Origin of the sequence: Streptomyces sp. NPDC004435 (genome assembly GCF_042873895.1) — a bacterium.
Lineage (GTDB): Bacteria > Actinomycetota > Actinomycetes > Streptomycetales > Streptomycetaceae > Streptomyces.
Genome location: NZ_JBIAMB010000002.1, coordinates 192494 through 205507, shown reverse-complemented (window position 1 = coordinate 205507; position 13014 = coordinate 192494). Strand labels below are relative to the sequence as shown.

Sequence of the window (13014 nt, the reverse complement as noted above, 5' to 3'; positions counted from 1 at the left end):
GTGACCACCGCATACGACGCCGTCGTGCTCGCCGGAGGCGCCGCGCGGCGCCTCGGTGGCGTGGACAAACCTGGGCTACGGGTCGGCGGCCGCGCCCTGCTGGACAGGGTGCTCGCCGCCTGCGCCGGCGCCCGTCTGACCGTGGTCGTCGGCGACCCGCGCCCGACCGTCCGCCCCGTCCGCTGGACCCGCGAGCGGCCGGCCGGCACCGGTCCGGTGGCCGCGCTGGCCGCCGGAGCAGCGGCCCTGGGCACGGCCGGCGCCGGAGCCGCGGACCTCCACGCCCCCGGTGAGGCCGTTCCCGGAGCCCCCGTCGCCGAAGCCGCCGATGCCGGAGCCCTCGTCGCCGCCGCCGAAGCCGCCGAAGCCGCCGAAGCCGCCGGCGCCGGAACCGGTGGCGAGGCCGACGCACCCGGAGCCGAGCGGGATACGGCCACCGCCGCTGCCGAGCCCCGCGCGCCCGAGGCCGTGCTCGTCCTCTCCGCCGACCTGCCGTTCCTCGGCGAGGCGACCGTCCACCGGCTGCTCGCCGCGCTCGACGCCGAGCCGGACGCCGAGGCCGCCTTCCTCACCGACGCCGAGGGACGCGACCAGCCGCTCGTCGCCGTCTACCGCGCCGCCCCGCTGCGCCGCGCGCTCGACGAACTGCGGCACGCCCACCGCGGTCTCGACCACCTCCCCCTCCGGTCCCTCGCCCTCGGTCTTCGCGCCGTCCGCGTCCCGGCCGGCCCCGACGAGGCGTCGGCCTCCTTCGACTGCGACACCTGGGAGGACATCGCCACGGCCCGGGCCCGCATCAGGGACCATGGAGCCGTGCTGGACGAATGGATCACCGCAGTCAAGACCGAACTGGGCCTCGACCTGGACGTCGACACCGGCGTCCTGCTCGACCTGGCCCGTGACGCCGCCCACGGCGTCGCCCGCCCCGCCGCGCCCCTGACGACCTTCCTGGTCGGCTACGCGGCGGCGAAGGCCGCCGAGGACGGCACGGCTCCCGCGGAGGCGGTCGCCGAGGCCGCCCGCAAGGCCGCCGCCCTCGCCCAGCGATGGGCGGCCGAACAGGACGAGGCCGGATGACCCCCGGACAACCCGCGCCCGCCCCCGTCCCCGCGTCCGGGCGGGGGCACGGGCACCACCGCGCCACCCCCTGGCCCGAGGCGCGGGCTATCGCCGCCCGCGCCGGAGCCGAGGCCCGCGCGGCGAAGGACCGCCCGCCCGTCCGCGTACCGCTCGGGCGGGCCCTCGGCCGCACCCTCGCCGAACCGCTGCGGGCCCTGACCGACCTGCCGTCCTTCGACAGCTCCGCCATGGACGGCTGGGCGGTCGCGGGCCCCGCCCCCTGGACCGTCCGCGAGGAGTCCGTCCTCGCCGGACACGCCGGGGCCGCCGCCCTCGCCCCCGGAGAGGCGGTACGGATCGCCACCGGCGCCCGCGTCCCCGCCGGCGCGACCGCCGTCGTCCGCGCCGAGCACTCCCGGACCGAGGAAGCCCCCGCGACGGTCGGCCGGGCAGCGGCCGGAACGGTTCTGCTGCTCCACCCCCTCCGCGAGGTCGTCACCGGGCAGGACATCCGCCCCCGGGGCCAGGAGTGCCGCACCGGCGACGAGCTGCTGCCCGCCGGGACCGTCGTCAGCCCGGCGGTGCTCGGCCTCGCCGCCGCGGCCGGCTACGACGAGCCCGCGGTGCTGCCCCGGCCCCGCGTCGAGATCCTCGTCCTCGGCGACGAGCTGCTGACCGCCGGACTCCCCCACGACGGCCTGATCCGGGACGCGCTCGGCCCGATGCTCGGGCCGTGGCTGACGGCGCTCGGCGCCGAGGTGCTCGCGACCCGTCGGATCGGCGACGACGCCGAGGCCCTCTACGAGGCCGTCACCGCCTCCGCCGCCGACCTCGTCGTCACCACCGGCGGCACCGCCGCCGGGCCCGTGGACCACGTCCACCGGGTGCTCGACAAGGCCGCCGCCACCCTCCTGGTCGACGGCGTGAAGGTCCGCCCCGGCCACCCCATGCTGCTCGCCCGGCTCGACGCCGCACGCCACCTCGTCGGTCTGCCGGGCAACCCGCTCGCCGCCGTCTCCGGCCTCCTCACGCTCGCCGCGCCCCTGCTGGCCGCGCTCGCCGGAGAGCCCGCCACCCGGGCCGCCGCGCCCACCGGAGCCCCTGCCGCCGCCGAGGCGCCCGCGCCGGCCCTCCGTGACGCCGTCCAGGGCCACCCGCACGACACCCGCCTCGTCCCCGTCGTGCACCGGGACGGGCTCGTCGTACCGCTGCGCTACAACGGGCCGGCCATGCTGCGGGGCATCGCCGCCGCCGACGCCATGGCCGTCGTTCCGCCCGGCGGATCCGAGCCCGGCCGACGGCCGGAGCTCCTCGCCCTCCCCTGGCCGACCGCGACGCAGCTCGCCCAAGGAGCATGTTTCACGTGAAACTTCCCAGCCGTGACGTCATGGCCCGACACGCAGACGAGAAGGTCACCGGTGCGCGGATCCACCTGCCGAGGGCGAAGGTGGACCCGCTGCGCCAGGTCGGCCGGCGCCTCCTCATGGCCCTCGGCGTCCTGTTCCTGACCGTCCTCATCGTCTACGTCGACCGCGACGGATACCACGACAACGCCAACGAGACCGTCGACTTCCTCGACTGCGCCTACTACGCGACCGTCACCCTCTCCACCACCGGATACGGCGACATCGTCCCCTACAGCGACGCCGCACGGCTCGTCAACATCCTGGTGATCACGCCCCTGCGCGTGCTCTTCCTGATCATCCTGGTCGGCACCACCCTCGAGGTCCTCACGGAGCGGACCCGGGAGGAGTTCCGCCTGAAGCACTGGAGGTCCACCTTGCGCGACCACACCGTGATCGTCGGCTTCGGCACCAAGGGGCGGTCCGCGATCCAGACCCTCTGCGCCACCGGCCTCCGCAAGGACCAGATCGTCATCGTCGACCCCTCCGGCAAGGTCATCGAGGCGGCCAACCTCGACGGCTTCGTCGGCGTCGTCGGCGACGGCACCCGCAGCGATGTCCTCCTCCGGGCCGAGGTGCAGCGGGCCCGCCAGATCGTCATCGCCACCCAGCGCGACGACACCGCCGTCCTGGTCACCCTGACGGCCCGCCAGCTCAACCGGGGCGCGAAGATCGTCGCGGCCGTCCGCGAGGAGGAGAACGCGCCGCTGCTCCGCCAGTCCGGTGCCGACGCCGTCATCACCAGCGCCTCCGCCGCCGGCCGGCTGCTCGGCCTCTCCGTGCTCAGCCCCAGCGCCGGCACCGTCATGGAGGACCTGATCCAGCAGGGCTCCGGCCTCGACCTCGTCGAGCGCCCGGTGACCAAGGCGGAGGCCGGCCGGAGCGTCCGCGAGACCGACGACCTCGTGGTGAGCGTGCTGCGCGGCCACCGGCTGCTCGGCTACGACGACCCGTCGGCCAGCCCGCTCCAGCTCACGGACCGGGTCATCACCATCGTCCGCGCCGCGCCCGTCACCCCGCTCACCACCCCGCCGCAGGACTGAAGGCACCGAGCCCGCCGCGGCACCGGCGGCACCGACGGCGCCGGCGGCGGGTCGCGGGAGTAGCCTCGCCGCCATGCATGCGATCACGATTCCGGAACCCGGTGGTCCCGAGGCCCTCGTCTGGGCCGAGGTGCCCGATCCCGTGCCCGGCGAGGGCGAGGTCCTCGTCGAGGTGGTGGCGAGCGCCGTCAACCGCGCCGACGTCCTCCAGCGGCAGGGCTTCTACAACCCGCCGCCCGGCACCTCGCCCTACCCCGGCCTGGAGTGCGCCGGGCGGATCACCGCGATCGGCCCCGGCGTCTCCGGCTGGTCCGTCGGCGACGAGGTCTGCGCCCTGCTTGTCGGCGGCGGCTACGCCCAGCGCGTGGCCGTCCCGGCCGGCCAGCTGCTGCCGGTCCCGAAGGGCGTCGACCTGGCCACGGCCGCCGCGCTCCCCGAGGTCGCCTGCACGGTCTGGTCCAACGTCTTCATGATCGCCCACCTGCGCCCGGGCGAGACGCTCCTCGTGCACGGCGGGGCCAGCGGCATCGGCACGATGGCGATCCAGCTGGGCAAGGCGGTCGGCGCGAAGGTCGTGGTCACCGCGGGCAGCCCGGAGAAGCTGGCCCGCTGCGCCGAGCTCGGCGCGGACGTGCTGATCGACTACCGCACCCAGGACTTCGTCGAGGAGCTCCACAAGGCCACCGGCGGGGCGGGCGCGGACGTGATCCTGGACATCATGGGCGCCAAGTACCTCGACCGGAACGTCCAGGCCCTCGCGGTCAGCGGCCGCCTCGTCGTCATCGGCCTCCAGGGCGGCGTCAAGGGCGAGCTGAACCTCGGGGCGCTGCTCGCCAAGCGGGCCGCCGTGATGGCGACGACCCTGCGCGCCCGCCCGCTCCAGGAGAAGGCCGCGATCGTCGCGGCCGTCCGCGAGCACGTCTGGCCGCTGGTCGAGGCCGGCACGGTCCGCCCGGTCGTCGACCGGACGCTGCCGATGCCGGAGGCCGCCGAGGCGCACCGCGTGCTGGAGTCCGGCGCGCACGTCGGCAAGGTCCTCCTGCTGGCCCCCTGAGCGATACGGGACGGGGCCCGGCGCGCTCACGGCGCGCCAGGCCCCCGGCACTCCCGGAGCCGGGCCGGACGCCTGCTCGCACGCCGGGCACGCCACGTACGAAAAGCCGGGCACGCCACGTACGAAAAGCCGGGCACGTCCCGTACAGCAAGCCGGGCACGTCCCGTACGCAATAGGGAACGGGCCCGGCGCGCTCGTCGCGTGCCGGGCCCGTCATGTACGGGGGAAGGCCCTACAGGTACGGCCCCGACCCGACCGCGCGCCCGTGGCCGCGACCGCCCTCGTCGTCGTCATCGTCGTGCGAGGCGCCGGGGGGCAGGGCCCGCCGCATCTGCTCCAGTTGGGCGCGGGCCGCCATCTGCTGGGCGAACAGCGCCGTCTGGATGCCGTGGAAGAGGCCCTCCAGCCAGCCCACCAACTGGGCCTGCGCGATCCTCAGTTCCGCCTCGGAGGGGATCGCCTCGTCCGTGAACGGCAGGGACAGCCGCTCCAGTTCCTCCACCAGCTCCGGCGCGAGACCGTCCTCCAGCTCCTTCACCGAGCTGGCGTGGATCTCCTTGAGCCGGACCCGGCTGGCCTCGTCGAGAGGTGCCGCCCGAACTTCCTCCAGAAGCTGCTTGATCATGCTGCCGATCCGCATGACCTTCGCAGGCTGCTCGACCATTTCCGTCACCGGGACCTCGCGGGGTTCGTCGTCGCCCTGGGCGCCGCCGAGAGCCATCCCGTCCTGTCCCACGATGAGGACCTGGGGGCTCTCCGGCGACCTGTCATTCCTCGGCATCTCCATGCCGCCATTCTCTCGCACACACGCTTCACCACGAGGTGTGCCCGGGGAGGAGGGTGATCCACCCTCCTCCCCGGGCACGGTCGGGCCACGGAAAGGTGTCAGGTCGCCGCGCGGCGGGCCACGGCCCCCTTCGAGCGGGTCACCAGTGCCGCGAGCAGCGCCGCGCCGAGCGGGACGGCGACGAGCAGGGCCGCCAGCGTCTCCCAGGGCACCACGATCGGCACGTAGGGCGGGCTCGTGTCGCCGCCCCAGCCCTCGGCCAGCATCTGCTCGTGGAAGCGGAGCTGCTGCCGCTCCTCGGTGAGCCGCAGGCCCATGGCCGGGAGGAGCCCGGAGACCGAGCCGAGGACGACACCCATCGCGGCGACCACCCCGCACTGGAAGCCGCTGAGGGTGCGGCGGACGCGCGGCGGGGCGCCGACGGCGGCGAGCGTCTTCAGGTCGGCCTCGGCGTCGGCCTGGGCGAGGCCGGTGGCGATGCCGGCGGCGCCGATGGTGACCAGGCCGGCGAAGACGGTCAGCGCGATCAGGAAGATGCTGTCGTCGGAGACGTACCCCTCCTCGACGGTGAGGTCGATCCCGGCGCCGAGGGTGGCCAGCTCGGCGTCGAGCTTCTGGCGCTGCTCGCTGCTGGGCATGGCATCGGTGCTGAAGTAGGCGCCGACGGGGACCGTGGTGAGACCGGCGGCCTTGGCGGTCGCGGGCGGCAACAGCACCTGGAGGCCGTAGGACTTCGGGTCGCCGGCGACCAGGTGGGTGGAGATCTTGGAGACCTTGCCCGGGGCGGGCTTGTTCTCCATGGACGCCTTCTCGGCGGCCTTGATGTCGGTGATCTGCTTGATGCCGATCGTGCCGTCCCGGTCGACGAGCGGCTTGGAGAACACGACGGCCTTGCCGTCCGCGAGCGCCTTGACGGCGCCCGGGTCGTCGATGCCGAGGACCTTCAGGAGGCGGGCGTCGCCGACGAGGATGCCGCCGTCGACGTAGACACCGCCGCCCCGGGACTGCTTGCAGCGCCAGTCCTCCTTGACCATCGTGCGCCGCTGCTCGGGGGTGAACTTCTCGGACGGGTCGCTGCCGTCGGTGGTCGAGGCCCACATCGGGCACTCGTTGGCGGGCGGCAGCATCACCTCGTACTGGCCGCAGCCGGCGCCACCGCCCCAGGCGGGGCAGCCGGGCTTGCCGACGGCGACGCGGGAGACGTCGGCGCGGGTCTCGACGGAGAAGTAGCGCTGGACGGCGTCGGCGACGGCCGGGACGTCCCGGCCGCCCTCCTCCATCTGGAAGAAGGAGACGGCGCCGTGCGGCAGGCTGGCGGAGTACTCGGCCCGGTACTGGGCGTCGCTGCTCGACGTGTACGTGGCGACGGCGACGGTGCCGGCGACGGCGGCGAGCACGGCGGCGACCGCGGGAGCCGTACGGCCCCGGTTGCGGACGGCGTCGCGGAGCGCGAGCCGCGGGGAGAGCGGCAGCCAGCGGCCGGTCCGGCCGAAGAGCCCGACGATGGCCGGGGTCATGGCGACCACGCCCAGCTCGGCGAGGGCGGAGCCGCCGGCGACGATGATGAACTGGTCGGTGACGACGGAGCCGTACAGGGCGATCGCCGCGCCGACGAGCAGCGCCACCAGACCGAGGACGGGCAGCACCTTGCTGGTGGAGCGGACCCCGCGACGGCCGGTGAGCGAGGCGAGCACGGTCTGCCGGGAGGCGGTGACCGCCGGGACGATCGCGGCGAGCAGACCGGTGAGGACGGCGAGCAGCGCGATGCCGAGGAGTTCGAGCGGCCGGACGTCGAAGGCACCGAAGCGCTGCCCCATCAAGTCCTCCAGGAACGGCTGGAGGACGAGCGTGAGGATCAGCGCGAGCACCGTGCCGACGACGGCGGCGGCGACACCGATGACGAGGCCGCCGCTCAGCACGATGGCGCGGATGTGGCTGCGGGAGCCGCCGTTGGCGCCGACCAGGCCGAGCTGGCGGCGGGAGCGGCGGGCACCGACCGCGAAGGCGGGACCGGCGAGCAGGCAGATCTCCAGCATCGCCAGGCCGACGACGGTGGCGACGGAGGCGAGGAGCATGGCGTCGGCGGCGCCGCTGGACTCGTAGTTGCCCCAGCCCTCCATCTGGTAGAGCGGGACCTCGGAGTCGGCCGGCGGGTCGAGCTGTACGGTGCGGGAGACGACCGTGACGCCCTTGGCGTTGATCTCCTTCACGTTGTTCCACGTGAAACCACCGGCGTGCTGCACCAGATACGTGGTGGTGCCGCCGGAGGCGAGCGCTCCGGCCTTCTCCGCGGCCTTCGCGTACGGGGAGAGGAAGGCCCCCGGCAGCGCGATGATCTGGGTGGTCGTCAGGGTGTCGGGCAGCTCGTAGGAGCCGACGATGCGGTACGGCCGGTCGAAATTGCGAGCGGAAACGGTCGAGCCGATCGAGAGCCCGCTCTTCTCCAGGAACGCGGAGGTGGCGATCACCTCGTCGGCCTTCTTCGGGTACCGCCCGTCGAGGAGGGTGGTGATGCCCTTGGCGATCGGGTCGTCGGCCTTGAGCTCCCGGACGTCGGTCTGGAGCAGGCCGTGCACGGTGGTCAGCTTGGCCGCGCCCTGGGTGTCGCTGATCCAGCGGGCGCCGGCCGGGATGGCCTTGCGGGGGTCGGACGCACCGCTGGGCCAGGGGGCGTTGTCCGCCTCCTTCCAGTTCGCCGGGTAGACGTTGTCGCCGTTCGGGGTCTGGAAGACCGGCTCACCGGCGAGGCCGGGGTCGCCGAAGGAGGCGTCGGCGGCGCCGATGGACCGCTCCAGCTGTTCGGTGACGGAGAGCTCGGAGCTGCGGATGGTGAGGTCGGCGGCGCTGACCCCGAGGATGGGCAGGGCGATCATCGCGAGGACGAGCGAGCTGCGGCCCTTGGCGCGCCAGGCGTCGCGGCGGGCGATGCGGACGGCCGCCCGCCAGGAGTGGAACCAGGTCTTCACGCGTCCGCCACCCGGCCCGTGAGGAGGGAGTCGGCCTCGCTGCGCACGGTCTGGTCGACGATGGCGCCGTCGCGGAGGAAGACCACGCGGTCGGCCCACGCGGCGAACCGCGGCTCGTGGGTGACGAGGACGCCGGCGGCGCCCGCGTCGCAGCGGGAGCGGAGCAGGGCGAGGACGGACTCGCCGGTCTCGGAGTCGAGGGCGCCGGTGGGCTCGTCGGCGAGGACGAGACGCCGGTCGCCGACGAGGGCGCGGGCGATGGCGACACGCTGCTGCTGTCCGCCGGACATCTCGTCGGGGAAGCGGTCGGCGAGGTGGCCGAGCCCCATCTCCTCCAGGGCGGCGAGGGCCTCGACACGGGCCTTGCGGGCCGAGGTGCCGTCGAGCTCCCGGGGCAGGGAGACGTTCTCGGCGGCGGTCAGCGCCGGTATGAGGTTGTAGTCCTGGAAGACGTAGCCGATGCTGCGGCGGCGCAGGGCGGCGAGCTCCTTGAGCCCGGCGGTGGTGATGTCGGTGCCCTCGACGATCACGTGGCCGGAGGTGGGGGTGTCGAGGCCGCCCGCGATGGTGAGCAGCGTGGACTTGCCGGAGCCGGACGGACCCATGACGGCGACGAGTTCGCCGGGGTGCACGTCGAGGTCGATGCCGCGCAGGGCGTGCACCTCGGTGGCGCCGGACCCGTGGACCCGGGTCAGGTTCTGCAGGCGCAGCACGGGCTGCGCGGCGAGCGGTGTGGACATGGAGGGGTCCCCCTAGGACGTGCGCGGCGGCTGCCGGGCACGGTGGTGAGCGGTGTGGTGAGAAGAACGTGATGGTGCGGGGCCTGGGCCCCGCGGTGGTACGGGGGCCTGGGCCCCGCGGTGGTACGGGGGGCCGGGCCCCGGGTCAGCGGGTCCGGCCCGCGGCCCCGCCCCGGAGCGCGCCCCCCGACCCGCCCCCCGCCCCCACCCCGCCCGTCCCCGCCCCGGGCCCGCGCCGGACCCCCGCCCCGCGCCCCGGCTCCGGGGCGGAGGCGGCGGCGGAGCCGGAGGTCGTGGCGGGAGGGCCGGGGGTGGTGGTGACGGTGACGGCGGTGGAGAGGCGGATGAGCCGGGACTCGCAGTGGTCGAGCCAGCGGGCCTCGGCCTCGGTCTGGAAGATCAGCTGCTCCAGGACGAGGAGCCAGGCCACGTCGTCGCGTTCGTGCGCGTCGCCGCCTTCGAGCGCGGTGATGGCCTGGGCCTTGAGGCGGGTGTAGTCCTGCATGGCCTTCACGGTGTGCCGGCGCTGGGACTGGATGACCTCGCGGATGTCGACGCCGGGTGCCCCGACGGCCATGGCGAGTTTGATGGCGAGCTCGTCACGGGCGGGGCTGGTGCGGTCCACGGGCCGTTCGAACCAGGTGCGCAGTTCGGTGCGGCCCGCGTCGGTGATCGCGTGGAGCGCGTGGCCGGCGCCGTCCTCGCCGTTCTGGGTGACCAGGCCGTCCCGTTCGAGCCGGCCCAGGGTCGTGTACACCTGGCCGACGTTGAGCGGCCAGGTGGAGCCGGTGCGGGACTCGAACTCGGTGCGCAGCTGGGAGCCGTAGCGGGGGCCGTGTTCGAGGAGGGCGAGGAGCCCGTGGCGGATCGACATACCGAGTATGTATACCGGGTATGCCGAGGGCGACAACCGTCGGGAGAGGGACCCGTGGGGTCCGACTCAAGGGGGACGGGAAGGGGCCGGCCGGCCGGTTCAGCGGCGGCGGAGCCGGAGCCCGAGGAAGCCGAGCCCGAGCCCCATCAGGGTGAGTCCCACGCCGAGGGTGAGCAGGGGAACGGGCTGGTCGGAGGTGGTGGCGTCGGTCCGCAGGGAGAGCTGCGGGGCGACGCCGGGGCGGCTGGCGGGAGCCGCTTCGGGGCGGCCGGCGGTCTCCGTCCCCAGTACTCCGGCGTCCTCCTCGGGGAGGCCCGGGTCCTCCTCGGGGAAGCGGTCGGCGGCGGCGGATTCTGTAGCGGTTCTGTCACGGGAGGGGGTGGCGGAGGGGTCCGGTTCCTCGGGGGCGGCCGGTTCGGGGCGGCCGGGCCGGGTGCGGCCCTCGCCGGCGGGCCGGCCGGCCAGGGAGGGGGAGCCGGTGGGTGCGGGGGCGTCGCTGGTCGCGGCCGCGGGCTTGCCGGGGCGGGGCGCCGCGGAGCCGGTCCGCGAAGCGGTGGGGGTGCCGGTGGGGGGGACGGGCGCGGTGGTGCCGGGGGCGGGGCCGGTGGCCGTGCGCGTGCCGGTCGGGGCGGGCGGGAGGCCGGTACCGGCGGTGGGGCCCGGCGCCGGGGTCGTACCCGGTCCTGCGGTGGTGTCGGGGCGGCCGGTCGCGGTGGCGGCGGGTCGGGTGGTGGGCGGCCGGGTGACGGCGCCGGGGGCGGTGGCTCCGGCGGTGGGGCCGTGCGCGGGGGCCGCGGTGGGGCCGTGCGCGGCGGTGCGTCCGGTGTGCGGGCCGGTGTGCGGGCGGGTGTGCGGCTGGGTGTGCGGGCCGGTGGTTCCCGCGGTGGTCCCGGAGGGGGGTCCCGCGGGGATCGCGGCGGCTTCGGCGAGGGCCGCGCCGGAGATCCCGTACAAGGTGAAGGCGCAGGCCAGTGCGGGTGCGAGGGCGGCTCTCCCGAGGCCGGCGAGGACGGGGCCGGACCCGGAGGCCCGCGCCCGCGTCCGTGCCCTCGCGCGGCGGAGTCCGCCGCTGCCGCGTCCGCCGGTCCCGCCGCGTGTGGGAGTCACCGGGAAACCCTCCCCTGCCGTGCCGCCGAGGTGTCCGACTCAGCGTCACATACCGGGGCAACTCCGGCATCCGGGGCGGCTACTTCTGGGGGTTGCCGGTGGAGATCTCCAGGGTGAACTCGGCCTCGTCGGGCCGGATGTCCGTACCGGCCGGCGGGTACTGCTCCAGGACGGTGTCCTCGCCGTAGGTGTTCTCGTCCACCGGGGTCTGCTTCTTCGTCTTCCACCCGGCGGCGTTCAGGCAGTCCTTCACCGAGGTCAGGTTCTTGTAGGTGAAGTCGGGCACCTCGAACTTCTCGGGGTCGTCGCTCGACTCCCTCGGCTCGGTGCACTCCTTGGTCTCGATGGTCTTCGACAGATCCGGGCCCCTGTGGCCGGGGCTGTCGGTCTGGGTCTGCTCCGTGCCGCCGGTGCCGGTGGCGCCGGTCGTCCCGCCGGTGTCGTCCTTGTCCATCATGTTGTAGGCGACCACGCCGCCGACGGCGATCACGGCGACCGCGAGGGCGCCCGCGAGCACCGGCATGATGCGGCGCGGGGCGGCCGCGGGGGCCGGCGAGTGCGCGGGCGCGTAGGAGACCGGCGGCGGGGTCTGGTAGCCGGGGGCCGGGGTCGCGACCTGCTGCGGGTAGCCGTACCCGGGGCCGGGCGCCGGTACGGGGGCCGGGGTCGGCGGCCCGTACGGACCGGGCTGCGGGGTGTGCGCGGGGTACGGCTGCTGCACGTGCGCGCCAGGGTGCGGCGGCGGGGTCTGGCCGACCGGCGGGAAGACGGCCGAGCCGACGCCCGAGCCGCTGCCGACCGGGGCGCCGGGGACGATCACCGGGGCCGCGGACTGGCCGGCCGAGAGCACCCGAAGGCACTCGTCGCGCATGGCGGCGGCGCTGGGGAACCGCTCGTTCGGGTTCTTCCGCAGCGCGCGGGCGATCAGCGCGTCCATCGCGGGCGTCACCGAGCGGTTCACCGAAGACGCGGCGACCGGCTCCTCCTGCACGTGCGCGTAGGCGATGGCGAGCGGCGAGTCCGCGTCGAAGGGCAGGCGGCCCGTCAGCAGCTGGAACAGCATGATGCCGACCGAATAAAGGTCGGAGCGGGCGTCCACCGGCCGGCCGAGGGCCTGCTCGGGGGAGAGGTACTGAGGGGTGCCGACGACCATGCCGGTCTGGGTCATGGACGTCACGCCGGACTGCATGGCGCGGGCGATGCCGAAGTCCATGACCTTCACGACACCGCGCTTGGTCATCATCACGTTGCCGGGCTTGATGTCGCGGTGGACCAGCCCCATCTCGTGGCTGACCTCCAGGGCGGCGAGCACGTCCGCCGTCACCTTCAGCGCCTTGTCGGCGGGCATCGCCCCGTACTGGCGCACGTCGGCGGCGAGCGCCGAGCCGAGCGGCTGTCCCTCCACGTACTCCATGACGATGTAGGGCATGAGGCCGCCGTCGAGGGTGTCCTCGCCGGTGTCGAACACCGAGACGATGTTGGTGTGCGAGAGCTTCGCCACGGCCTGTGCCTCGCGGCGGAACCGCTCGCGGAAGGACGCCTCGCGGCCCAGCTCGGTGTGGAGCGTCTTGATCGCGACCTGGCGGTCCAGCGCGCTGTCGTACGCGAGGTAGACCGAGGCCATGCCGCCCTCGCCGAGGAGGTCGCGCAGCTGGTAGCGGCCGTTCGCGACCGAACCGCCCGCGTAGCGGCCGCCCTGAGCGCCGTCGTGGCTCATGTGTGCTGTCCCCCTGCGCCCCGCGGCGTCGTTCCGTCGTCTCCGGCCGGATCTCGATATCCCGCCGATTCTGCGCCAAGTCTGCCCGAGGGCCCTGACACGTCAAGCCGGGTACCCGTTCCGTGACCCTCCGCACAGGCGGTGTGGCGCGGGGACCGGGCGAAACTCACGGAATTTGCACAGGCGTACACGAGAAGGGTTGGATGGCCGGTCATCGCGGACCGTGATGTCGTACGGAGCCTGTAGCGTGACGACTGGACACGG

10 protein-coding genes are annotated in these 13014 nt (G+C 74.7%); 4 read left to right on the top strand and 6 right to left on the bottom strand.

All coding sequences use genetic code 11. The annotated features are described in order from the left end of the window. The 4 genes from ACFYT9_RS04130 (at nt 1) to ACFYT9_RS04115 (ending at nt 4559) form a co-directional block, all read left to right on the top strand. Nucleotides 1–1077, top strand: a complete 1077-nt coding sequence (locus tag ACFYT9_RS04130; RefSeq protein WP_389160829.1) for a DUF6457 domain-containing protein — start codon at nt 1–3, stop codon at nt 1075–1077. Continuing rightward, on the top strand, nt 1047–2426 hold the full coding sequence (locus ACFYT9_RS04125; protein WP_389160827.1) for a molybdopterin molybdotransferase MoeA: 1380 nt from the start codon (nt 1047–1049) through the stop codon (nt 2424–2426). The genes ACFYT9_RS04130 and ACFYT9_RS04125 overlap by 31 nt, the downstream gene beginning before the upstream one ends. Continuing rightward, nucleotides 2414–3505: a potassium channel family protein gene (locus tag ACFYT9_RS04120; protein WP_389160825.1), complete on the top strand. Its 1092-nt coding sequence runs from the start codon at nt 2414–2416 to the stop codon at nt 3503–3505. The genes ACFYT9_RS04125 and ACFYT9_RS04120 overlap by 13 nt, the downstream gene beginning before the upstream one ends. A 73-nt stretch (nt 3506–3578) precedes the next feature. Next, on the top strand, nt 3579–4559 hold the full coding sequence (locus ACFYT9_RS04115) for an NAD(P)H-quinone oxidoreductase (protein WP_389160823.1): 981 nt from the start codon (nt 3579–3581) through the stop codon (nt 4557–4559). Between the two features lie 232 nt (nt 4560–4791). Here the strand turns inward: ACFYT9_RS04115 and ACFYT9_RS04110 are convergent, their stop codons facing one another. The 6 genes from ACFYT9_RS04110 to ACFYT9_RS04085 all read right to left on the bottom strand — a co-directional run bounded on the left by ACFYT9_RS04110 (nt 4792) and on the right by ACFYT9_RS04085 (nt 12750). Then, nucleotides 4792–5346, bottom strand: coding sequence for a bacterial proteasome activator family protein (locus tag ACFYT9_RS04110; RefSeq protein ID WP_376596701.1), 555 nt, complete (start codon nt 5344–5346; stop codon nt 4792–4794). A 98-nt stretch (nt 5347–5444) separates the two neighbouring features. After that, nucleotides 5445–8312 (bottom strand): ABC transporter permease, encoded by a 2868-nt coding sequence (locus ACFYT9_RS04105; protein WP_389160821.1) that lies wholly within the window; start codon nt 8310–8312, stop codon nt 5445–5447. Further along, the gene (locus ACFYT9_RS04100; protein WP_376596697.1) at nt 8309–9052 is read right to left on the bottom strand and encodes an ABC transporter ATP-binding protein; all 744 of its coding nucleotides are present in this window, start codon (nt 9050–9052) and stop codon (nt 8309–8311) included. Before ACFYT9_RS04100 ends, ACFYT9_RS04105 begins: the two co-directional genes overlap by 4 nt. Before the next feature lie 145 nt (nt 9053–9197). Then, entirely contained in the window at nt 9198–9926 is a 729-nt protein-coding gene (locus tag ACFYT9_RS04095) for a PadR family transcriptional regulator (RefSeq protein ID WP_389160820.1), read from the bottom strand. Between the two features lie 99 nt (nt 9927–10025). Further along, entirely contained in the window at nt 10026–11033 is a 1008-nt protein-coding gene (locus ACFYT9_RS04090) for a hypothetical protein (RefSeq protein WP_389160818.1), read from the bottom strand. Nucleotides 11034–11112: 79 nt separating this feature from the next. Continuing rightward, complete coding sequence (locus ACFYT9_RS04085) at nt 11113–12750, bottom strand: protein kinase (protein WP_389160816.1); 1638 nt, start codon at nt 12748–12750, stop codon at nt 11113–11115. Between the last annotated feature and the right edge of the window lie 264 nt (nt 12751–13014).